At 48.5% G+C, this 22,377-nt stretch carries 20 protein-coding genes; 13 read left to right on the forward strand and 7 right to left on the reverse strand.

Translation table 11 applies throughout. The annotated features are described in order from the left end of the window. Positions 1–42: 42 nt before the first annotated feature. The 4 genes from ABD852_RS21065 (at position 43) to ABD852_RS21080 (ending at position 5,547) form a co-directional block, all read left to right on the forward strand. Positions 43–1,971, forward strand: a complete 1,929-nt coding sequence (locus ABD852_RS21065; RefSeq protein ID WP_345032547.1) for a sialate O-acetylesterase — start codon at positions 43–45, stop codon at positions 1,969–1,971. A gap of 257 nt (positions 1,972–2,228) precedes the next feature. Further along, positions 2,229–3,116 (forward strand): leucine-rich repeat domain-containing protein, encoded by an 888-nt coding sequence (locus ABD852_RS21070; RefSeq protein ID WP_345032549.1) that lies wholly within the window; start codon positions 2,229–2,231, stop codon positions 3,114–3,116. A 234-nt stretch (positions 3,117–3,350) separates the two neighbouring features. Beyond that, a complete protein-coding gene (locus ABD852_RS21075) occupies positions 3,351–3,920 on the forward strand; it encodes a hypothetical protein (RefSeq protein WP_345032551.1) in 570 nt (189 codons plus the stop codon). Positions 3,921–4,116: 196 nt separating this feature from the next. Beyond that, positions 4,117–5,547: a T9SS type B sorting domain-containing protein gene (locus ABD852_RS21080; protein ID WP_345032553.1), complete on the forward strand. Its 1,431-nt coding sequence runs from the start codon at positions 4,117–4,119 to the stop codon at positions 5,545–5,547. Positions 5,548–5,665: 118 nt separating this feature from the next. Here ABD852_RS21080 and ABD852_RS21085 read toward each other — a convergent pair whose 3' ends face one another. The 7 genes from ABD852_RS21085 to ABD852_RS21115 all read right to left on the reverse strand — a co-directional run bounded on the left by ABD852_RS21085 (position 5,666) and on the right by ABD852_RS21115 (position 15,021). Beyond that, positions 5,666–6,250 (reverse strand): RNA polymerase sigma factor, encoded by a 585-nt coding sequence (locus tag ABD852_RS21085; protein ID WP_345032554.1) that lies wholly within the window; start codon positions 6,248–6,250, stop codon positions 5,666–5,668. A gap of 202 nt (positions 6,251–6,452) precedes the next feature. Next, complete coding sequence (locus ABD852_RS21090; RefSeq protein WP_345032555.1) at positions 6,453–7,706, reverse strand: efflux RND transporter periplasmic adaptor subunit; 1,254 nt, start codon at positions 7,704–7,706, stop codon at positions 6,453–6,455. 134 nt (positions 7,707–7,840) lie between these two features. Beyond that, on the reverse strand, positions 7,841–12,205 hold the full coding sequence (locus ABD852_RS21095) for a CusA/CzcA family heavy metal efflux RND transporter (protein WP_345032557.1): 4,365 nt from the start codon (positions 12,203–12,205) through the stop codon (positions 7,841–7,843). 118 nt (positions 12,206–12,323) lie between these two features. Continuing rightward, complete coding sequence (locus ABD852_RS21100; protein WP_345032558.1) at positions 12,324–12,644, reverse strand: DUF6660 family protein; 321 nt, start codon at positions 12,642–12,644, stop codon at positions 12,324–12,326. A gap of 107 nt (positions 12,645–12,751) precedes the next feature. After that, a complete protein-coding gene (locus tag ABD852_RS21105) occupies positions 12,752–13,768 on the reverse strand; it encodes a DUF4097 family beta strand repeat-containing protein (protein ID WP_345032559.1) in 1,017 nt (338 codons plus the stop codon). Beyond that, complete coding sequence (locus ABD852_RS21110; RefSeq protein WP_345032560.1) at positions 13,734–14,354, reverse strand: hypothetical protein; 621 nt, start codon at positions 14,352–14,354, stop codon at positions 13,734–13,736. The genes ABD852_RS21105 and ABD852_RS21110 overlap by 35 nt, the downstream gene beginning before the upstream one ends. A gap of 103 nt (positions 14,355–14,457) precedes the next feature. Further along, entirely contained in the window at positions 14,458–15,021 is a 564-nt protein-coding gene (locus ABD852_RS21115) for an RNA polymerase sigma factor (RefSeq protein WP_345032561.1), read from the reverse strand. Between the two features lie 205 nt (positions 15,022–15,226). Between ABD852_RS21115 and ABD852_RS21120 the strand changes: the two genes are divergently transcribed. From ABD852_RS21120 to ABD852_RS21160, 9 genes are all read left to right on the forward strand, one after another. Then, positions 15,227–16,459 (forward strand): 4-hydroxy-3-methylbut-2-enyl diphosphate reductase, encoded by a 1,233-nt coding sequence (locus tag ABD852_RS21120; protein ID WP_345032562.1) that lies wholly within the window; start codon positions 15,227–15,229, stop codon positions 16,457–16,459. Positions 16,460–16,657: 198 nt separating this feature from the next. Continuing rightward, on the forward strand, positions 16,658–17,107 hold the full coding sequence (gene rplM, locus ABD852_RS21125; RefSeq protein WP_345032563.1) for a 50S ribosomal protein L13: 450 nt from the start codon (positions 16,658–16,660) through the stop codon (positions 17,105–17,107). Between the two features lie 6 nt (positions 17,108–17,113). Next, complete coding sequence (rpsI, locus tag ABD852_RS21130) at positions 17,114–17,500, forward strand: 30S ribosomal protein S9 (protein WP_345032564.1); 387 nt, start codon at positions 17,114–17,116, stop codon at positions 17,498–17,500. Between the two features lie 114 nt (positions 17,501–17,614). Next, on the forward strand, positions 17,615–18,463 hold the full coding sequence (gene rpsB / locus ABD852_RS21135; protein ID WP_345032565.1) for a 30S ribosomal protein S2: 849 nt from the start codon (positions 17,615–17,617) through the stop codon (positions 18,461–18,463). A 184-nt stretch (positions 18,464–18,647) separates the two neighbouring features. Beyond that, positions 18,648–19,484 (forward strand): translation elongation factor Ts, encoded by an 837-nt coding sequence (gene tsf, locus ABD852_RS21140; protein ID WP_345032566.1) that lies wholly within the window; start codon positions 18,648–18,650, stop codon positions 19,482–19,484. A 147-nt stretch (positions 19,485–19,631) separates the two neighbouring features. Further along, complete coding sequence (locus ABD852_RS21145; RefSeq protein ID WP_345032568.1) at positions 19,632–20,231, forward strand: RNA polymerase sigma factor; 600 nt, start codon at positions 19,632–19,634, stop codon at positions 20,229–20,231. Then, positions 20,232–20,441, forward strand: coding sequence for a hypothetical protein (locus ABD852_RS21150; protein WP_345032569.1), 210 nt, complete (start codon positions 20,232–20,234; stop codon positions 20,439–20,441). It abuts the gene before it with no gap. Between the two features lie 15 nt (positions 20,442–20,456). Continuing rightward, complete coding sequence (locus tag ABD852_RS21155; protein WP_345032570.1) at positions 20,457–21,287, forward strand: mechanosensitive ion channel family protein; 831 nt, start codon at positions 20,457–20,459, stop codon at positions 21,285–21,287. 58 nt (positions 21,288–21,345) lie between these two features. After that, a complete protein-coding gene (locus ABD852_RS21160; RefSeq protein WP_345032571.1) occupies positions 21,346–22,257 on the forward strand; it encodes a DUF3078 domain-containing protein in 912 nt (303 codons plus the stop codon). Positions 22,258–22,377: the final 120 nt, after the last annotated feature.

Below are 22,377 nucleotides of genomic sequence, written 5' to 3' on the forward strand. Positions count from 1 at the left end.
TGTTCGTGTACATATTCGTTCGAATCAAAGAAAAATATACTTATGGAAAATTTTGTCACTTATTTCTTGCTATTTGTATGCCTATGCATCACGACTGTGAGTTATGGCCAGAGTGTGCCGGCTTATCAGCAGCCAGGGGGGGTATATGACCCTCCGTCAAAGCCCACAATTTCCTGGCCAAGGACCCATTCGGTGTTTCAGCGTAATGCGTCAACGGGTGGGTCTGCAACAGTCACTTTTGCGGGTCAAGTGATCAATAGGACCGGGGCTCAATACCGGATAGAAAAGCTGGACCGTTTCGGGGGGTATGTAAGTGATGAGGTAACACTTCAATCCCTTCCAACCGGAAGCATGACCCAGCTAGGCACTTCCACCTCTGGTTATTACTATTTCAGCCGCAGTGTCCCGACGGGCTGGTACCGGTTTACGATCAAAGACGGCACGACTGAAATCCGTCAAATCAAATTTGGTGTAGGGGAGGTTTTTTTCATAGCAGGCCAATCCAATGCGCAAGGGGCAGGTGGGACCCTCAATATACCAGGAACTCCGGATTTAGATTGTGTTGTATCCTCTAAAAACATAAGTATGGAAGTTAATCAACTTGCCTCTTACGACAGTAAAGGTCGGCCTCGATACACCTTTAACGGCTATCCTAATATTCTTCCCCCTACTATGGGTGTTCTTACCTCATCTGACCCAAATATCGCCCCCAACGGCACGCGCCCATGGTTTTTTCAGTCCTTCGGCGCGCAGATCGCAACCAGTGAACTAGGTGCTGGCCGTACAGTTCCTGTCGCTTTTTTTAATACGGCGATGGGTGGCAGCAGTATAGCAAACTGGAAAACTTCAATAGACAAAGTACGTGCGATGTTTTTAGGGAATTATACCTATGATATGGCTTATCTTGCCACTCAATTTCAGCATAACCCCTGGCTTCCCCATGATTATGATAATTTTGATACACGATACCCTTATATACCCTTAAAAAACTACCTATCATCTTTCGCCCATATGTTTGGGGCCAGAGCGGTACTCTGGCATCAGGGCGAAGCAGAGACTCATAGCATTAACATTTCCTTGCCAGGATATAGCGTGACCGATTACCGGGTCAAGTTGAAGGCGCTGATCGACGACACACGTTCTTATCTACCCGGTCTACCGTGGGCAATTTGCAAGGTTTCATACCTGACCGGAGGGACCAACTCATCGGTTATTGCTGAGCAACAGAATGTATACAGCACCTACAGCAATATTTCCTGGGCCTCTGAAAATTCAGATACCTATGTAGCTTCGCACCGCGATCCGGACAATACGCACTTCAATGTGAGCGGACTGACCGCTATCAGTAACGAAATTTACGCTAATAGGTCGTCTATCTTTGCTAAAACGCCCATTTTACCGATAAATCCGGCACGAATATATCTTGCCTCTACGATGTGGCCGGGATACCAGTCCGCGACAACGGCTGCACCGCATTTAAGGTACGAGTGGCATAATTCTATTCATGTCCCGTCCTTCTACCAAATTGGTGTCGACCCACCTTATGACTCGACAGTTTTTGAAGCCAATTATGGTGTTTCCGGCTTTGTAAAGACCTTTTCCGGCAATCTGTTAATGATGGCACCAGGGGTTTCCTTCTGGGGGCTTTCTGGGGCGCGTATTGGAATTGAGCCTCTGCCGGAAATGGCTGAATCGAAATCTGAAAAAAGCTATGCGTTCCCCAATCCGACGAATCCATCCGAAGAAGTTTTGACGATTTATTTCGGGCTTAAAGAAACATCCAATATTTCCCTGAAAGTTTATGATCGTCAAGGTCGGCTCTTGGAGCAGGTGAGTAAAGAAAAGATGCCGGCTGGCGGTCACGAGATTAAGTTCCCTGTAAGTAGCCTTAAGAACGCAGGCGAAATGGTGATCTACCACCTGCTTACCGAGGAGCACAACGAAACTAAAAAGGTCTTGTTAGTAAAATAAAAAAGGAGAACTTGTTCTTGCAGAACTGGTGCCTTTACTCTTTTCCGCTGTAAAGGCACCAGTTCATTCAAATCAGCTTGACCATATAAAGTATCTTACTTTCAAGTCCTAGGCCAGGATTTGAACTGGAGTTGAGTTGCGCAAGTGATATTTTATTCCTGGGAATAGTTTTATTTTTCCTTTACCTTAGAATTGATCAACTTAAAACAAATTTGATATTAAAGCAGCTAATCGAAATTTACTATTTCAAAATCAATATGGAGAAGATAACACAATCATATATAATGGCCTTTATCCTAATGTGCGCATCATGGGGATGTAAGAAAGCCGATCCGGAGCGGAACCCCAACGATCAGGTGATCAGCATCCCGGATCCGGTATTTGAGAAAGCCTTAGCGGCTTATGACTCCGATAAGACCATTAATGGCAGGGTTTTATATGATGATATCAAAGATGTTGAGACCCTGTTCATAAGCGCTGGAGTTCAAAATCCATTTGGCGGTACACGCGATACCACCATGTCGGCCGACGATTTGACCGGGATTGAGTATTTCACTAATCTCAAGTCGCTGACTGTTGAGACTTCCAAGCTATCTTCACTCGATCTGACACAGAACAAAAACCTGGAATATCTGGATTGCAGCGGTTATTACAAATCAGAAGTCTACTATAGGAGCCTGAAAGAACTTAAGCTTTCTGCAAGCAATAAACTGAAAACATTGGTTTGCGACTATACTTGGCTTGAAGAGCTCTCGCTTGAAGGGTTCCCCAACTTGGAGCGTTTGTCGTTTATGACCTCGGAAAAGCTCATGAACGTGAAAGTTAATAAAAACCCGAACTTAATAAACCTGACCGGCAACATGCTAGCCCCTCCAATGGATCTGAGTCATAATACAAAACTCCAATATTTGTCGGGCATGGTTAAGATTGAACAGCAAACCTTTAAGGGCAAACCGGACTTATTAGTTGTTGGGGTTACTGCACCTGACGGCGTTGAAGAACTGATTTTTTGCGAAAATCCGAAAATCAAAACGCTATCGGTGGCAAGCAACACACTGGCACGGGTGACAATCCCAGCCGGCATCAAGAACGAAAACGTTGATATCAAGTCCTTGATTGAGCCGATCATAAACAGATGTAGGTAGGCTTGGGCCTTGTCATTTAATTTCGATCGGGCAAAATCTATACCGTGATATTTGTGAAAGAGTGATTGGTGAAATCTTCTCATTAGCGTTCATAAAATCGAATTTGTTCCACCTGAAAATAACATGAACAAAGATCTGGGGTCGAGCTATCAGGAATCTCATTCTTACCTTTGTTAAAGTCAAATATTTAACAATCCGCTGATCACAGTTTAATCTTAATCAACCGATAATTGTATGAAATTCATATCAAATATTCTGGTTTTTTGTTTGTTCTTTTTGCTCGGGTGTACACAAAAACCACCATTGCCTTATCTTGCTGGGCGCTTGAGTGTAAAGCTGAATGATCGTGAATTGACAGATCAGTATCCTGTTAAGCTTAGAGAAGCATATACCATAAAGGATAATCCTCGGGACGGATGTGAAGAACCGATTAGAATTGGATTTATGTTTTATGACAAAAAAAATTTGCTAAGAGCAGGGCTGGTTTGGCAAAAAACAGACCTTTCATTAGGAAAATTTCAAGTGCAAGGTCGGAAGGCGGATTGTGATCAGGGTACTTACGTCGGGGTCAATTTTTATTCGATGATCGGAGGCGATGTTTCGGGTGATTACTATGATGTGATCCCGTCTCCTGAAAACTTTTTTGAACTCCTGTCCTACGATGAAGCCGGTAAAAAGGTCCGCGGAAAGTTTGCGATTACGCTTGTAAACCGATCAAAAATTGACCGCCTCTTCCCCGATACCGTTCGCCTTACCGATGGGAATTTCGAGACGGAGGTTGGGAAAACTACGCAGCGGTTCTGAAAACATGTTCCTGGTAGGTATTGGAAACCGATTGCAGACGGCCTGAAGTCCGATATAAAGAAATCCCAAATTTTGGTTGAGTGAAGCAGTGGGAGCTGAGTCTACTTACATCTACTAAACTGATTTGTGGGTAGTGTCCTGTAATGGTATACTTAGAATGAGTCGTAAAGTGGTTAAGTTAAGCAAGTTTTTGAAAATGCCGATTTCGCTACTTTTAAGGCGTCTGACTTTTTCTTTATGTTTTTTACATCTATTAATACCATTAAGGGAGGCGTATGCTCAAAACCTTGTTCCAAATCCAGGATTTGAACTGTACAAAGAGCGTCCGTGTCATAGGCCAACCTCCTCAACCGGGGCCTTCGAAAATAAGAACATAAGAAGGTATGTTATGGATTGGTATACGCCAACCCTGGGAACATCTGACATTCTATATAGCGACACATCAGATGTATGTGATGCAAGCTTGTCCCGACTCGGAGTTAATACCATGTATGATGGAAAGATGTGTGCAGGCATATACCTATCTGAGTTTAACCACTTAGCCAACAATTCTTTTTCCAAGGACAAACGCGTAGAGTATAGGGAGTATTTACAGGTAAGGTTGTCTAGTAATTTGACGATTGGAAAGGTGTATCGGCTTGAGTTCTTTGTGCGCGGCATTATTCCTACCGGATTATTATCCAACAATATGGGAGCGTTGTTTTCAACCGATTCCGTGCTACGTCGAAATTCTTTCGGAGAGCGGATCGAAGCCATCCCACAGATAGTAGAGCGGAGCGTATTGGGAAATAAAGCCGAGTGGCAGAAAGTCTCGGGATGTTTTGTAGCAGATTCGGCTTACAGATTTCTCACTATTGGCAATTTTCTAAGCGATTTCGAGACCTCCTATCAGAAAACTGAATGGAATGTTTCCTTAGGCCCCTATTATCTTGTGGACGGTATTTCCGTGGTTGAAACCGATATTTCCGCGATGCCCCCTATAGATTTTCTTGGTTCTGATACTACGATTTGCCAAGGGAAATCTATTGAGATTACCTCCGATAGATACAGACCGTGGGTTTTTGAACACAGAAATGGAACAACATCTACGTCTCTTTCGATAGACCAGGCGGGAACATATACGGCAAATTTGTCCTATGCGGGTTGCGTCATTACAGATACCATACATATAAAGATTATCCCCCCTGTCGACATTGGAAGAGATACCTTGATTTGCGACTCTGGAATATTTGAACTCAAATCTAATATCCCGGTTATTTGGCCGGATGGGAGTTTGGGAATGCAATTTATTGTAAAGGCAAGTGGACAGTACAGAGTTGAATCTGTCAGCAATGTCTGCCCTTCGTCGGCAACAGTCAAAATAGAACTGGCTAACTGCCCGGGCGAAATACCAAATACCTTTTCTCCAAACGGAGATGGGAAGAACGACTATTTTATCATCCCGAACATGCATACTGGCCTCTGGGAATTACAAGTTTTCAATCGCTGGGGGGACCGTGTATATTTGAATAAGGTCTACGATAATAGCTGGGACGGGGGAAAGCTACCGTCGGGACAATACTTCTATCGGCTTAGTAGTGCCTCTTTACGAAAGGATTATAAAGGGTGGGTAGTTATTTTGAGATAACTTGCCCGGCCTGCGTTAGATGATATTGATGAATATTGCTGTTCCTCGCCGGCTTCAATCCGGGGAAAAAACGGATATTGATTTTTTCTGCGAAAATTTATAGTCTGCCGGGTGTCGTTCAGCTCAGCCAGAACAGCTGGATCGCGAGCAAAGCAGAGAGCGTTTTCGACAGTTGGCTGCGAATAGATGAAGTAGCAGAAGTAAGCTGGTTCTGTACCGTTTTCTGAGATATACCAAGCAACTCGGCAATTTTTGCCGAGCTCAGGTTTTCCATATAATACATGAGGAAAATTTCCCTGCGCTTTTCAGGCAGAGCGTTGATCCACAACCTGATCAGGTGTTCCGTTTCAGCTTCAATCAGCGGATCCTCGGATCTGAGAGACGAAATCAACGTGTTCTCCAGGTGTTCAACCAAGGGGATATTTTTTCGTTGACGTGTACTGAATTTGATAACCTGGAACCGTACCGCCGATTGAAGATAGGCCGACGGATGGTCCAGATTAATCTCGTTTCTCCGCTCCCAGAGGTCTACGAAAATGTTTTGAACAATGTCTTCGCAAACTTCCTCAAGCTGAAGGCGTTTGTAGGCAGCGTTGTACATAGCGCGCCAGTTCCTCCGGTACAATTCCACGAAGGCGTTGTCATCGCCCTGTCTGAGTAACGAAGTAAGTTCCTGGTCGCTATGGTTTTGGTACAATGACAATTTGAGCAGCCTTAAAATGCCAAAGATAGGTAACTAACACTTAAGGCTTTCCGAAACCACCCTGATTTTGTGATTTTCTGTAAAAAAATGGTTTGTTTCCCGGACGACGCCCGGCAGCTATGCCGGGTCGTTTGGTACTGAAAAATCCTGATCCGCTGCAGATTGGCAGGCCGGATCAGGATTTTCCGGTTCCCCGGATGGCTTAGTGTGCGTGCCCGTGATCGCTTTCGGTATTTTTTAGCAATGACAGCAGGGTATAGGCGCCCTTGGTTACGATTTGATCGAGCGAGTCGGCCTGGTTTGCCGGGGTGATGGCTGTAAAGCCGTTTGCGGAAAGCCCGCGGATAACCTCAATCATTCGGAATACTGATTTCTCCTGGTGGTCCTCAGACTCTTCCTTCCCTTTAAACACAAAAACGTAGTCTTTGTTGTCAAAAGCAACCAGGGCTTCGTCCGGCACGCTCTGCAGGGTCTCGGTGCCGGTTTCAATGAATGCCTTTACGTACTGGTCAGGCATCAGGTCGGGGTAAACCTTGCTGAGGTGACAATGAACCCTCACGGTTCTGTCTTCATCGATTTTGGTATTGATAAGGTGAACTTTAGCCAGCATCTCTTTCTTCGGGTTGCTGACAAGTGAAAACCTCACCGTCTGCCCCTTTTTAATCTTATGAATATCGGACTCATAAACCCGCAATTCGGCGTGAAGATGGTCGGGGTTGACGATCTCGAAAATCTCGTCGGAAGGCCCCACCTGCTTTCCCAGGTTAACAGAAACAGTTGTGACCGTACCCGAAATGGGGCTATAGATTGGTAAAATGCGTTGTATGCCATTGGCTACCTGGCCGGGTGACAAGCCTATGGCGGCGAGCCTCTGCTCGAGCCCGGCTAACCTGGCGCGGAGGGAACCGAACTCGGCGCGCGCACTTTCGTAGTTTTTGCGGGCGTTGATTTGTTCTTTTTGAAGCTCATCCTGCCTTCTTAATTCCAGCTCGGCGTATTCCAGACGGCTCTTGGTGTCGAGGTAATCCTGCTGGATCTGGATGAATTCGGGGTTCTCGATCGTAGCCAATACCTGCCCCCTTTTTACCGGCGTTCCTTCAATAATCCGGGTACTGCGGATCACACCTCCCAAAATGGCCGAGACCGTGACCAGGTTGTAAGGCGGGGTGTCAATATACCCGTTGACGAGCAGGCTGCCGCTGAGTCCCTTCGAGGCCGTTGTGCCGACCTGGATGCCGCCGGTCTGGAACTGGCGTTCACTCATTTCAACGGTAAACTCGTCGTGCTCCTTATGCACATCGTGGTTGTGGGTTTCTCCCTCCTTATGGGCGTGGCCTTCATGGCTGTGCCCCTCATGGGATTCCTGGACGGGTTGACCCTCCTTGTTTTCGCTGGTACACGCCGTCGCAAAGGCAATGAGCAAAAATGCCAGCAGTGAATTTATGCTTCGTTTCATATGTGTATTATGGTTATCGGAGGTCGGAAATCGGTAATCAGTTGCGCCGCATAGGCCCTTTTGTACGGCCCGATTTCTGATTGCTAATTGCTGATTTCCGATTTCTGATTTCTGATTTCCGATTTCTATTATTTTTATTCAGCTAGCCCGGATTTTCCGGCCTTGTATTCAAGATCGATCACAGATTGGTTGTATTGGAAAAGCAGCTCGAGATAACCGGTCTGGATGTCGGACTGGCGTTCCAGGGCCTGTAAAAATTCAACGTAACCGATATCGCCTAACTCGTAAGACCTGATCGCGTTCTGTGACAGGTTCTTTCCCAGTTCGAGTGTGGCCTGCTGGTACCGGGCCAGGGCGGTTTTCAGGGTTGCGTTGCGGGCCAATGCCTGCGCCCATTGCGTTTCCAGCGATTGTTTTTGTGCTTTTGCATCCATTTGAGCGGCTTCTTCCAGTATTTCCGACGACTTTACTTTTGCTTTCAGGGGGCCTCTGAACAGCGGGAGAGAAAGGCCGAAATCAATGGTTTGGAAGCGTTTGCTTAAACCGTAAATAACACCGTTTCTTCCTTCGCTGCCGGTAAGCGTATGGCTTGAAAAGCCAAAAGTAAAATCGGGCAGGCCGGAAGCCTTCAAAAGCGAGGTTTCGGCTTTCCGGACCTGAACCTGGCGTTCCCAATACCGGAGTTCCGGATGGCCCGATGCGGATACCTCGTCGTTCGCCGGTCCCGGTAATAGTGTGAACACTTCTCTTTTAGGAATCACGGGCGTTTCGAAATTTAGCAGGAATTGCAGGTACAGCGCCACTTCTTTCTGCTCCTGGCGCACCAGGTCGGTCCGGGTCTGTATTTCGCTATGCCGGCTTTTGGCGCTATTGACTTCCAGCATCCCCGATTCCCCGGCTTTAAGTTTTGCCTCGGCAAACGACACGGCCCTGCTCAGGAGTTCTCCCTGCATTTCAAGCAGCCTCCCGAGGCTGTCGAGGTAGTACCATTTCTGGTAGGATAGCTTTACTTCTTTCACCAGCTGAGCGGTTTCAACTTCATTAATATTCTGTTGTTCCTCGTAATGCTGTTGATACAGGGTAGATCGCCGCCGGGCAACTGCCGGATGCGGAAGCGTCTGCTGGAGGCTGAACTGGTTGTCGGTCTGGTAGGAATCGAACTGGCCGATGCCGAAGCCGAAGCTGGTATTCCCCGGCGTTTTGGCTGACCTGATAGCGGCATTCGCACCTGATATCCGTAGTTTTCGCGCGGCACCCCGGAGGTTATTTTTTTGGGCATAAACAAGGGCATCTTCCAGGCTGATCTCCTGGGCTTTTGCCTCCGGAACGGCGGTGCCGGCCAGGAGCAGAAGCAACACCGCGGCTATTTTGCCGGGGGCGCCTTTTATCGAAAGTTTCTCGATCCGGAGGTAGAGAATCGGCAGTACGAGCAGGGTCAGGAGGCTTGCTGTGATAATACCGCCGATCACTACCGTGGCCAGCGGACGTTGCACTTCGGCGCCTGCCGACTGCGAAACGGCCATCGGAAGAAAGCCCAATGAAGCCACCGATGCTGTTAATACTACGGCACGGAGCCGGTGATTGGTCCCGGTGCGGATCACTTCCATGAGATCGGTCATGCCTTCTTTTCGCAGTGAATTGAATTCCGCTATCAGTACAATCCCGTTCAACACTGCTACGCCGAACAGCGCAATGAAACCGACCCCCGCGGAAATACTGAAAGGCATGTCCCGCAGTTCCAGTGCAAGAATTCCGCCGATCGCCGAAAGCGGAACGGCTGTGAAAATGAGCAGGCTGTGCCTGAAGGACTTGAACGTGAAATACAGGAGCGCGAAAATCAGCCCCAATGCTACCGGTACAGCGATTACGAGCCGTTCTTTCGCCTCCTCCAGGTTCTGGAATTGCCCGCCATAGGTAATATAGTATCCTACCGGCAGCTTGAGTTGCGCCTTTACTTTTTCACGAAGCTCTTTCACGGTGCCTTCCACATCCCTGCCGCGAACATTGAAGGCAACGATCGCCCTACGCCGGGTGCCGTCCCGCTGGATCTGGTTGATCCCCGGCTCGATGGTCACGTTGGCCAGGTTTTCCAGGGGGACCTGTTCGCCATGAGGGGTGGTGACAAAAAGATTCTTCACCGATGCAAGGTCCTGCCGGTTTACCTCGGCCAGCCTGACTACCAGGTCATACCGCCGTTCTCCCTCGTACACCAACCCGGCTATGCCGCCGGCAAATGCCGACTGGATCGTCTGGTTGGCTACATCTATGTCAATTCCAAACTGGGCCAGGCGCTCATAGTCGTAGCGCACTACCACCTGGGGGAGACCCGTAATTGTCTCTACATAAAGGTCTTCGGCCCCACCGACGGAAGACGAGATCCTGCCTACTTTCTGGGCCAGTTCGGCAAGTGTCTTCAGGTCGTCACCGTAGATCTTGATCCCTACGTCCTGCCTGATCCCGGTCATCAGTTCGTTAAACCGCATTTGTATGGGCTGCTGAAAACCGTACGCCACACCGGGGACTTCCTCCTTAAGCTTGTTTTGCATGGCATTGGCCAGCTCTTCTTTGGACTTGGTAACTTTCCATTTTTCCTTCGGATGCAGCAGTACCATCATGTCGTTTGCCTCCATGGGCATCGGGTCGGTGGGGATTTCACCCGTACCGATCTTGCCGACAACTTCCCTGACCTCGTTCGGAAAATGCTTCAAAAGCGCCTGTGCTGTTTTTGTCGATGTTGCGACTGACTCCGACAGGGAGCTACCAGGAAGCACCATGGCCTGGATGGCAAAATCGCCTTCGTCAAGCTGGGGTATGAATTCACCGCCTAACCTGTTGAAAACAAAGATTGCCACGGCCAGCATCACGAAGGTGATACCCAGTGTGGTCCTCTGGAACCGAAGTGCAAGCGAAAGTGCTTTAGAGTAGTTTCGCTGTAAAAAAGCGATGATGTTATTCGAAATTTTGTGGTCGGCCTGCGGAACCTTCGGAAGCACCAGCGCCGACATCATAGGTACATACGTAAGCGAAAGAATAAAGGCGCCTAGTATGGCAAATGAAATGGTCTGCGCCATGGGCTTGAACATTTTTCCTTCAATTCCGCTCAGCGTAAGGAGGGGCAGGTAAACAATCAGGATGATAATTTCACCAAAGGCGGCGGAATTCCGGATTCTTGACGAAGCTTTGAATACCTGCTGGTCCATCTCTGCGGCCGTCAGCCGTTTGCCCGGGGTTAAACGCGACAAATGGTGCAGGGTTGCCTCCACCACGATTACGGCCCCGTCTACGATCAGGCCAAAATCAATGGCGCCCAGGCTCATTAAATTGCCCGAGACGCCAAACAGGCGCATCATCGAAATGGCAAACAACATGGCAAGTGGTATAACGGAGGCCACAATCAGGCCGGCCCGCCAGTTTCCCAGCAAAAGCACCAGCACAAATATGACGATCAAAGCCCCCTCCACAAGGTTAGTCGTGACCGTTTTTATCGCGCGGTCCACCAGGTGTGACCGGTCAAGAAATGCTTCCAATACCACCCCCTCCGGTAATGTAGCCTTGATTTGCTCCATTCTTTCTTTTACCTGGTCAATTACCTTGGAAGAGTTTTCTCCCTTCAGCATCATTACAATACCGCCGACCGCCTCGCCTTCGTCGTTGTAGGTAAGGGCGCCGTATCGTACAGCATGACCGAATTGTACGGTTCCGACGTCTGAAATGGTCACCGGCAGGCCGTTCGGGTTGTTCCTGATTTTGATTTTGCTGATATCTTCAAGACTGGAGATCAGGCCCTCTGACCGGACAAACCAGGCGTTGGGCCTTTTGTCAATGTAGGCGCCGCCCGTATTCTGGTTGTTTTTTTCAAGTGCCGTAAAAATGTCAGCCAGCGTAAGGTTGAGGCTGCGCAGCTTGTCGGGGTCTACAGAAACCTCGTACTGTTTGAGGTGCCCGCCGAAACTGCTTACGTCGGCAATGCCTTTCACGCCGAGAAGTTGCCTGCGGACGATCCAGTCTTGTATACTTCTCAATTCGGTAGCGGAGAACTGCTTCTCATATCCTTTTTTCGGATGAAGAATGTATTGGTAAATTTCTCCCAACCCCGATGAATGCGGTGCGATACCCGGAACGCCGAGGGCGGGCGGAACCTCGCTGGCTATATTGGCCAGGCGCTCGGTGATTTGCTGCCTCGCCCAGTAAGGATCGGTATCGTCTGGAAATACAAGCGTTACTACCGATAACCCGAACCGGGAAATTGACCTGATTTCCGTGACATCCGGAATGGTTGCCGTAGAGGTCTCGATGGGAAACGTAATCAACCGTTCCACGTCGGATGCGGACAGGGAAGGGCTGGTGGTGATAATTTGTACCTGGTTGTTGGTGATGTCGGGAACGGCGTCAATGGGAAGCTGCGAAACGGAAAACCCGCCCCAGACCATCAGCCCCAGTACCAGGAAACCCACTACCACTTTGTTGTGAATGGAAAAGCTGATAATGCGGTTAAGCATATGGGATCATTTAGATAGAAAATACGACTCGGATAGGTATGCGGTTCTGTTGTACGGCAATTTGCCGGTACCTGCGGGTGCGTGTAAAGGCGCCTCTGATCCGCAAAACGGAGTGTATTTACAACTTGGGAGGTTGCCAGATGGCCCGCACGAGCAAGGGCACAAACGGCGTTTTGTAGGAGGAGTTCCTGGGGTGCCACACGGTGGTATTGAGCGGCGGGAAACTCAGGAAATAATTAGCGGAAATGCAATGAATGGTACAGCAGCCGCAGGCACATAAGGGAGAGCAGCCTTCGCCGTCGTCGTGGCCGTGGCAATCGGAATGAGCGTGGGCGAGTTGTTCCTTTTTGGTGTGCTGATGAGTTTCTCCACTGTCCTGGCACGGGTAGCAGGACAGCAGCAGGATGTAAGCCGAAAGAAGAATGGCCAGAAATCTCATGGGGCAAATATAGGTGCCCCTGCGGTGCAATCGGGTTGCAAAAGGCAGAAAATAAGGGGTGTGCGTGTATTTCTGCGCCCGCACGCCCCTTGCTTCCCCGGATCAGTCTAGTCTTTCAGCTTCACATTTCCATAAACCGAAATTATCTTGATGGTATTTGCCGGGTTGTCACCCCCGATATTGCCTTCGTACAATTTGGTCTTGTAGTTGCCGCTCTTGTTGGTAAAGGAGACCGGGACTTTCGAAGGATAGGTGAAATTTCCGTAGGTGACCGATACGTCAAACCGGGCGGGCTGCACCGCAGGGACTACGACGGAAGAGTAAGCGGCTTTAATGTCAACATTTTGTGCGGTGGACTCTGAAATGCAGAATTCGTCCGAGTAATTCAGTTTGACAACTGCTGCTTCCGTGACGGAGCCGATCTTGGCGCCGGCGTAGTCAATATCCGCCTTCAGGGAAGCAACCTGGCCAATATTAAGTTGGCCGAACTTATTGACGACCACCAGGTCTTTTACCTTGTTCAGATTGATTTTTGAATATTGTGACGCCAGTTTGCCGACATCCATCTGGTCAATCGTTGCGTTTCCGTAGGTAACCGTAATGTTATTGTTGTTGCTGCTGAGATTTTGCGCGCGAAAATTCCCGTAATGGGACTCCACCGCGAGCGACGCCCTGAACTGCGCGATGTCCGTGTCTCCGTAGGTGTTTTTTACGGTAAGCGGATTCTGTTTCGGCATCTGTACCAGGTAATCTACACGTATTGAGTTCTCCCCTTTCCGGCTACGCCAGATAGAAAACCGCTCCCCGCCCCCGAAAATCGTCTGCAGGGTAATGCCGTTGCTATTGCGCTTCTCTTCAATCTGGATGGAGTTAACGGCTTCTGCCGCTTTTTCTTCGGTGGGGGCATTGGCTGTAATGGTAATGTCAATGCGTATGGAAGATTTCTCCCAAAGCTGCACTTTTACATCCCCGTAGCGATTGTCGATATGCAGGGCTTCGGTGGGTTTTGTTTCGAAAGACTTCAGGATGGTTTTCTTTCGCTCAATAAACCCGGAACCATGCGGGTGCGCGATCGCTACCGCGACTACACTAAATAGCCATAATGTTGCCAGCGTCTTTTTCATGTCCGTTCGCCTTCTTGATTTTTTCAATAATGATAATTTGCTGGTTGAGAAGGTCAATCTGCCATTGCAGGTTCCTGACCATTGCATGTAGCTGGATATCGGGATCCGGTGAGCCCGGAAGTTCGGAGCGCAGACCGGAATAGTCGTTCTCAAGCTGGCTTAACTCGGCGGCGAAACTGGTGTACAATTCCGGCTTGCTGGCGGTCAGCCTTTTTAATTCATCGCGCTTGGCGTTGATGATCATGGTATACTGGTTTACCTCCTTTGCGTAGGTAGGAAGCTGGATAGCCATTTGCGGATCCCGCGCAAGCCCGTAGTGATTGTTGACATACACGAGAATCCCGGCGGTGCAAATCACCAGCACGGCGGCCGCAACACGCCAGTCATAACTGATTTGCCGTTTCCATCGCTTTTTAGGCGAAGGTGCTGCCGGGTGTACCTTATCATGCGGGCTGCCGGGCGTACCGGTGAGCCGGCCTTCGATTTTTCTCCATAAGAGATCATCCGGTTCCTCCGAGTCGAATGCTGAACGGTTGTCCCTGACAAACCTCTCCAACCTATCTTTCCTGTCAAAAGACTTTTTCATGTGTTTAAAGGTTTTAGCAGTGAGGGGTGAGGTGTGGGTGTAAGACCTCAAGCCTCACCCCTCACTGCTATATCTGGTAAAAATGCCCGATAGATGTGTCAGTTTATAGATTCCTGATTAATTCAATCAACTTCTGTTTGGCCCTCATATACTGGGTTCTCGACGTGCTTTCCGAAATTCCTAAAACTTCACTGATCTCTTCATGGTCGTATCCTTCAAAAAGGTACAGGCTCAGCACTACCCGGTACCCGCCGGGGAGCAAATGAAGCGCTCTTTTAACACGATCAAGCGTCAAATCCGCTTCATCGCCGTTATCGTCCGAATCCGCTTCAAAATTGTACTCCTGGTGGTTGTTTTGAAGCGATTCTATTTCTACCCATTGTGCTTTTCTCGACCGCAGCTGCGAAATGGCCTTGTTCAGCACGATTTGTTTGAGCCAGGCTCCGAACGTCGACTGTTGCCGGAATTGATGCAAATGGCCGAATGCATCGACGAAAGCATCCTGTAGTACGTCTTCGGCCTCTTCCGTATGGTTGAGCACGCGCAGGCACACATTGAACATGGCTTTGGAATAAAGCTTGTACAATTGATACTGCGCACTGCGCTCCCCCAGTTTACATCGCTCCACCAGTTCGATGTGCGGATCAGGATAAAGACTATTCTTCAAAAGCTGCTTCCGGCATTGTGATGAATGTTCACAGTAAAGTCTCCGCAGGAAATTAAATGTTGCATATTGATGGCAAAAAAAAAATACTGGCCGATCTTTGGGTTTGGAACTTAGCAATGAGGTGTCAGGTTCTAGCCGTGAGCGACATGGAGCTGTGGGTAGTCCCTCACCCCTCACCGCTCACACCTCACACCTTATACAACAGATGAAAGCGTTTAAAATCCCGGATTTTTATAAAAGTAGCATTATTACGCCGATCAAAGAGCTTCGACGTAAAAAGGACAAGCTTAAAAAGGACTATACGCCGACGGTGCTGGACCTGGGCAGCGTCAGGTTTTTGATCGCCAGGCACTTCGGGTTTTGCTACGGCGTGGAAAATGCAATTGAAATTGCCTACAAGGCACTGGACAGCAATGCCGGTAAGCGGATTTTCCTGCTCAGTGAAATGATTCACAATCCCGATGTGAATGCCGATCTGGTCCAGCGGGGTGTTAAATTCCTCATGGATACCAAGGGCCGGCAAATTCTGAGTTGGGACGTATTAACGCCTGACGACATTGTGATTGTGCCCGCTTTCGGTACCACCCTGGAGATACAGGAAGCGCTCGCGGCCCGCGGGGTCGACATTCACGCCTACGACACCACCTGCCCCTTCGTTGAGAAGGTCTGGAACCGGGCTGCTCAAATAGGGGGGAAGGCCTATACCATCGTCATTCATGGCAAACCCCAGCATGAAGAGACCCGTGCCACGTTTTCGCATAGCAAGGAAAATGCACCTACTGTAATCGTACGTGACCTGGAGCAGACCCGTCGGCTGGCGTTGTATATAACCGGTGAGTTGCCTTCTGAGGGATTCTACGAGGAGTTCAAAGGCCTCTATTCGGAAGGCTTTGATCCTGACCGTGACCTGCAAAGGATCGGTGTAGTGAACCAGACTACCATGCTGGCTTCCGACACACAGGGCATAGCCGATTACCTGAAAGCAGTCATGATGCGCCATTTCGGACTGGATGCCGATACGGTGGAGGCTCATTTTGCCAATACCAAGGACACCCTTTGCTATGCTACCAACGATAACCAGGACGCAACCTATGCGCTCCTGCAGAACGAAGCCGATCTTGTGATTGTAGCCGGGGGATATAACAGCTCCAATACCACCCACCTGGTGGAATTGTGTGAGCGCGTGCTGCCGACCTATTTTATTTCGTCTGCCGAAAAAATTCTGAACAAGGACGAGATCCTTCACTTCGATCTGCATCAGAAGCAGGAAGTCAGAACCTCCGGTTATCTCGGGACCAAAACACCCCAGGTGATTATGCTGACGAGCGGAGCTTCGTGCCCGGATGCGACCATCGAGCAGATATTGCTTCGTCTTGCCTCGTTTTTTGAAGGCGCAAAGCCGGTGGAAGAGGCCCTTGAGGCCATCGCAGGCGCTTAGCTTTTCCAGCTCCGGCGCCCCGCATCTCATAGCCCACCGCTCAAAGCTCACCCCCTCAAAATGAAAAATCCAATTATTTTCTGGTAAGTATCTTGCTATTGAAGAGTTGAGCATCTATATTTGCACTCCCTTTTTGGCTAGGTGTATTGCGCCTGCCAGGGTGGATACGTTAAAATCATTAAAATCATATAGTTAATCGTGGATACGTTAAGCTACAAAACCATCTCTGCCAACAAGAGCACTACAGTAAAGGAGTGGGTCGTGGTAGATGCAGAAGATGCAGTTTTAGGACGTTTGGCCAGTAATGTGGCGCGGATTATCCGTGGCAAGCACAAAACGAGCTATACCCCGCATGTCGACTGTGGCGACAATGTCATCATTATCAATGCGGATAAGGTTCGCCTGACTGGCAAAAAGCTGACCGATAAGGTTTATGTTCGTCATACGGGTCACCCGGGCGGACAGCGTTTCCAGACTCCCAAGGAAGCATTCGAAAAGTATCCTGAGCGGGTTTTGGAAAGAGCTGTGAGAGGAATGCTACCAAAGAGTCGTTTGGGGCGTAGATTATTTACCAACCTGTTTGTGTATGCCGGCAACGAGCATCCGCATGCTGCGCAACAACCAAAAGAATTAAAGTTTAATTATTAATCCCCAATGGCATACATCAATACCATAGGTAGAAGAAAAACCGCGGTGGCGCGGATCTATCTCACTCCTGGTAAGGGCGATATTCAGATCAACGGCCGCGACCTGAAAGAGTATTTCCCTTTTGAGGTTCACCAGATCCTGGTGAAGCAACCTTTCTCCCTGCTTGAATCCGGCGATAGCTACGATGTGAAAATCAACGTGCAGGGTGGAGGAATTAAAGGACAGGCTGAGGCAGCCCGGATGGCTATCTCCCGTGCGCTTGTTGAGTACAACGGCGAGAACCGTCCGCCATTGAAGAAGGAAGGTTTCCTTACCCGTGATTCACGTATGGTTGAACGGAAGAAGGCGGGCCGCAGAAAGGCACGTAAGCGCTTCCAGTTCTCGAAACGTTAAGCATCAGATTGTATTGTCAGGTGTCCTTACGCGACATCTTTTAATTATATATCGTCCAGTCGGCGCTTACTGTGTCCGGTGCGTCGTGCTGCTTATCTTTTTCTTTTTTCAACAATGGCACAATTAGAATATAAACAACTATTGGATGCAGGTGTCCACTTTGGTCACCTTACCCGCAAGTGGGATCCCCGTATGGCTCCGTATATTTTCATGGAGAAAAACGGGATCCACATCATTGACCTCAACAAAACTGTTGCGTGCCTTGACCAGGCGCAGGAAATAGTGAAGTCAATTGTTCGCTCCGGACGTAAAATTATGTTCGTAGCCACGAAAAAACAGGCACAGGAAATCGTTGCTGAAGAAGCAAGAAGATTGAAAATGCCCTATGTAACCGAACGTTGGCTGGGTGGTATGCTGACCAACTTTACAACGATGAGAAAGTCGTTGAAAAAGCTTCAGTACCTGGACAAAACACTTAAGGACGAAGTTACCGTTAAGAATATTGCGAAACGTGAGCGCCTTACTATCTCACGTGAGCGTGACAAGCTGGAGAAGGTATTGGGTGGTGTGGTTGAACTGACCCGCCTGCCTGCCGCATTGTTTGTTGTAGACGTGAAGCGTGAGCACATCGCAATCGCCGAAGCGAAAAGACTGGGCATTCCTGTGATTGCGATTTGCGATACCAACTCTAACCCGGATCAGGTAGACTACGCAATTCCCGGCAATGACGATGCATTCAAATCAATTTCGTTGATTACGCTTGCAATCGGAAAAGCAGTAGAGGAAGGCTTGCTGGAGAGAAAGCAGGACAAGGAAGATCAACGCCTGGCTGAAGAAGAGGAAGCGAAAAAGGCAGTTGATACAGAAGGTTCGGCCTCAGCAGAAGGTGAAGGCGAAGAACGTCAGGATAAAAGAAAGAGGTTGAATGTAAAGGCTGATGCTGATGAAGCATCCGCTGAATAGTACAGACAACAACACAAGTAATACAGTCCCTTTGACCTCTGAAGCTATGGAGAGTTTGGGGTAAGATGCACAAAGCCTGTAGCTTGTCAGCTATAGGCTTTGCGCGTTTAGAAATGTGTTTGCCCGGGGCATTACACGTCAGGATTAACTTTTTACCATATAATCATATCATTTTTTCGGAACCATGGCAATTACTGCTCAAGATGTAAACAAACTTCGCCAGCTAACAGGAGCGGGCATGATGGATTGTAAAAAAGCGCTTACTGAAGCAGAAGGCGATTTTGATAAGGCGATTGAAATTCTGCGTAAGCAAGGTCAGAAGGTCGCTGCTAAACGTGCCGACAATGCTGTATCGGAAGGAGTCGTTGTAGTAGAAATCAGCAGTGACGAAAGCAATGGCAAGCTGGTAGCCCTGGCTTGCGAAACCGAGCCTGTTGCCAATGTGGCAGATTTTAAGGAACTGGCCAAGACCATCCTTGGGGAAGCTGTTGCCAATGACCATAAGAGCGTCGAGAGCCTGATGGCCGCTACATTGTCAGACGGTTCTACCGTTGCTGATCAGATTGTAAACCTGACCGGTAAACTGGGCGAGAAAATTGAAATCGTAGGATACGAAAACGTGAGCGCACAAAAAGTCGTTCCGTATATCCATTCCAACGGTAAATTGGGTGTTTTGGTAGCATTCGAAGGCGGATCAGGCGCAGACCTGCAGGTAGTAGGCCGGGATATCGCGATGCAGATCGCCGCAATGCGCCCCGTTGCGCTGGATAAGGATGGTGTAGACGCCGCGCTTGTGGAACGCGAAATCGAAATCGGGAAAGAACAGGCCCGTGCAGAAGGAAAGCCTGAAGCCATGTTGGAGAGAATCGCCCAGGGCAAGCTTCAGAAATTCTACAAAGACAATACGCTGTTGAACCAGGAATTTGTGAAAGACTCGTCACTGACCATTCGCCAGCTGCTCGAAAAGACTGCAAAGGACCTGTCGATTGTCAGCTTCAAACGTGTCGGAATAGGTAACTAGCCGATTACCAAATAGTTTTTTTACCGGATGCGCTTTGCTTTTTTCGAAAAGTAAAGCGTTTTTTGGTGTTAAAACCTCCCGTTCAGATATTGATTTACCTGGCGTTACTTTTTTAAAATTCCGAAGTCTATAAAACAAACAGGAAAGGTGCATTCAGACGAAGAATTGGTTCAGCTTTTCGTAGTTACCCAAAAAAATAGTTTTTTCGAGGAATTATACGCCCGTTATGCGGATAAAGTCTATCGTAAATGCCTCACACTGGTGAAAGATACGGCCCGGGCGGAGGATTTTACCCATGACATCTTCCTGAAGCTTATTTTTAAGCTGGGGAGTTTTAAGGAGGAAGCACGGTTTTCAACCTGGCTGTATTCTATCACCTACAACTACTGCATGGATCAGCTGCGCGTTAACAAGAAACGCGGCGAGACGAACCTGGACGAGGAACTGGAGGTGCCTGACGAAGACACTGATGTTTCGGTGTTGATTGAGGAAAAAGACGCTGACGCTCAGCGTTTGCAGCGCGCTATCGATCACCTCTCTACGGAAGAACGCAGTATCCTGATGATGAAATACCTGGACGACCTCAGTATACGCGACATTGCCGGCGTTTTCCGCATCACCGAGAGTGCTGTTAAAATGCGCCTGCTCAGGTCAAGAGAGAATCTGAGAAAACGGTACCTCGAGGCGGTTATCCTGGTGATCTGCTTCCTGGCAAAGCTTATTTCTGAAATAATCGGTAAGTTTTAAATGAGTGATCTGCAAGATGAAATACGTAAGCAGCTGGAGGTAGAAGGCGCTGTCCCCGAATACCTGAAGACCAGCCTGGTGTCGGAAATTGATTTGATAAAGGATACTTTGCAGGTCGTTTCGCACTTCGGAGGCTTTTTCTTCCTGTCTGCCTTTAGTGCCTTGACGGCCGCGCTGGATCAAAATTCTAATGACGAAGAGAACCCCTAACTTTCAAGCACCCTTATGGAAAGTTTTTACAACATTTCTGATATTTTAAAGAATACCTTCAATTCACTTATCGGTCAGTTTGTTGACTTTGTCCCCCGTCTCATCGGGTGTATCGTCGTGCTGCTGATCGGCTACCTGGTCGCCAATTTTGTACGGGCAATTGTCAAAAACGTTCTGGGCCGGGTGGGGTTCGACAAGATCGGCGAGCGGCTTAACCAAATCGGGTTTATCAAGCAAATTAAGGCGGAGATAAAGCTAAGCAATATCGTTGCGGCATCGCTTTATTATTTTATTATCCTGATGTTCCTGACGGCCGCCACAGAAATTCTGGGAGTAGAGACCATCACCAGCATGGTATTGTCGGTCGTCAACTTTATTCCGCAGCTTATTGCGGGAGCAATTATGCTTCAGTTGGGGATTATCATCTCCGATATTATTAAATCTGCCGTCGTCACGCTTTGCAAGTCGTTTAACGTCCCTTCTGCCAAGCTGATCGGGAACCTTGTTTTTGGCTTCTTCCTGGTAATTACATTTATTTCTGCGCTCGCACAGATCGGCATCAATACGGAGTTGCTGGAATCGAGTTTTATTATTGTTTTCGGCGGTATCGTCGCGGCGTTTGGTGTGGGCTACGGCCTTGCCTCGCGTGACGTACTGGGGAATATTATTTCTTCGTTTTACAGCAAGAATAAGTATACCATCGGGCAGTTAATTCAAATCGATGGCGTTAAAGGCAGGATTATCGAGCTGGACAACCTTTCGGTTACCATAAAAACGGAAGAGTCCCGCGTCGTTCTTCCCCTGAAATATTTTCAGTCGCAGAAGGTCGAAATCTTCGCTTCGTGACCGTTTTTTACTATCCAACGGACAAAATATCCACCATCTTAATCAACACTTTTACAGAATGAAAATAGTAAGATTCTCTCTCTTAGGCCTGTTGTGCGTGTTTGCCCTGACGACCCGTGCGCAGGACATTGCAGCCTTGAACCAGGCGGTGAAAGATACAACGTGGAAAAGCAAAACCGAATTCGGTGCCAATTTCAACCAGGGATCGTTTAACACGGCCTGGACGGGCGGTGGTGTAAATTCCATCTCCCTGGGCGTATTTTTCAATATGCTTCGCGAATTCAAGAAAGGGAAGCACACCTGGCGGAATGATCTGCAGTCGCAATACGGCATTGTAAAAAATGAAGGACTGGACGCGAGAAAGAGCTTTGACCGGTTGTTTTTTGATTCGAAGTACGGTTATGAGCTGGCTGAGCATTGGAGCCTGGTAGGAAACGTGAATTTTCTGACCCAGTTTGCCCCGGGGTATAATTTCGAAACGGGAACCGACGGTCGTGAAATCCGCAAGCGTATTTCCAATTTTCTGGCGCCGGGTTACCTGACGGAAGCCATCGGCTTGCAATACAGTCCTGCGCCCTTTTTCTATGTAACATTCTCACCGGGTGCGCTGCGGCAGACTTTCGTTACGGATACGGAGCTGTTCAGGAATACGCCCGACTCGACGAACTATGGTGTTCCTATCGGGAAAAAAGTAAGAAATGAAGTGGCATTGGCCCAATTGATCGCCAATTTCGACAAGGAAATTGCCAAGGACATCAGCCTGAAATGGAGGTACCAGCTCTTTGCCTCCGCTAATAAGAACAGGAATACCGCTTTCCATACAGATCACAGGCTCGATGCCAATATTACCGCCAAGATCCGTAAGTATTTCAACGTTAATCTCGGTGTGATTATGTTATACGACGACGACCAGGTCGCCCGCGTGCAATGGGCCCAGGCTTTGTCAGTCGGGTTTTTATATTCGTTTTGAGGGGAAATCGGAGGTCGGAAATCGGAAATCGGCTGCGCCGCATAGACCCGTTTGCTCCGGAAGGCTGGTTGATGGCGCGTTAATTTCCGATTTCCGACCTCTGATTTCTGATTTCTGATT

Source organism: Ravibacter arvi (assembly GCF_039540405.1).
GTDB lineage: Bacteria > Bacteroidota > Bacteroidia > Cytophagales > Spirosomataceae > Ravibacter > Ravibacter arvi.

Excerpts from the sequence above, each read along its gene's own strand:
- rpsB (WP_345032565.1), top strand. The coding sequence starts at position 17,615 with ATGGCACAATTAGAATATAAACAACTATTGGATGCAGGTGTCCACTTT.
- ABD852_RS21080 (WP_345032553.1), top strand. The coding sequence starts at position 4,117 with ATGCCGATTTCGCTACTTTTAAGGCGTCTGACTTTTTCTTTATGTTTT.
- ABD852_RS21105 (WP_345032559.1), bottom strand. The coding sequence starts at position 13,768 with ATGAAAAAGACGCTGGCAACATTATGGCTATTTAGTGTAGTCGCGGTA.
- ABD852_RS21120 (WP_345032562.1), top strand. The coding sequence starts at position 15,227 with ATGAAAGCGTTTAAAATCCCGGATTTTTATAAAAGTAGCATTATTACG.
- ABD852_RS21095 (WP_345032557.1), bottom strand. The coding sequence starts at position 12,205 with ATGCTTAACCGCATTATCAGCTTTTCCATTCACAACAAAGTGGTAGTG.
- tsf (WP_345032566.1), top strand. The coding sequence starts at position 18,648 with ATGGCAATTACTGCTCAAGATGTAAACAAACTTCGCCAGCTAACAGGA.
- ABD852_RS21110 (WP_345032560.1), bottom strand. The coding sequence starts at position 14,354 with ATGAAAAAGTCTTTTGACAGGAAAGATAGGTTGGAGAGGTTTGTCAGG.
- ABD852_RS21150 (WP_345032569.1), top strand. The coding sequence starts at position 20,232 with ATGAGTGATCTGCAAGATGAAATACGTAAGCAGCTGGAGGTAGAAGGC.
- ABD852_RS21160 (WP_345032571.1), top strand. The coding sequence starts at position 21,346 with ATGAAAATAGTAAGATTCTCTCTCTTAGGCCTGTTGTGCGTGTTTGCC.
- ABD852_RS21090 (WP_345032555.1), bottom strand. The coding sequence starts at position 7,706 with ATGAAACGAAGCATAAATTCACTGCTGGCATTTTTGCTCATTGCCTTT.
- ABD852_RS21065 (WP_345032547.1), top strand. The coding sequence starts at position 43 with ATGGAAAATTTTGTCACTTATTTCTTGCTATTTGTATGCCTATGCATC.
- ABD852_RS21075 (WP_345032551.1), top strand. The coding sequence starts at position 3,351 with ATGAAATTCATATCAAATATTCTGGTTTTTTGTTTGTTCTTTTTGCTC.
- rpsI (WP_345032564.1), top strand. The coding sequence starts at position 17,114 with ATGGCATACATCAATACCATAGGTAGAAGAAAAACCGCGGTGGCGCGG.
- ABD852_RS21155 (WP_345032570.1), top strand. The coding sequence starts at position 20,457 with ATGGAAAGTTTTTACAACATTTCTGATATTTTAAAGAATACCTTCAAT.
- ABD852_RS21070 (WP_345032549.1), top strand. The coding sequence starts at position 2,229 with ATGGAGAAGATAACACAATCATATATAATGGCCTTTATCCTAATGTGC.
- ABD852_RS21100 (WP_345032558.1), bottom strand. The coding sequence starts at position 12,644 with ATGAGATTTCTGGCCATTCTTCTTTCGGCTTACATCCTGCTGCTGTCC.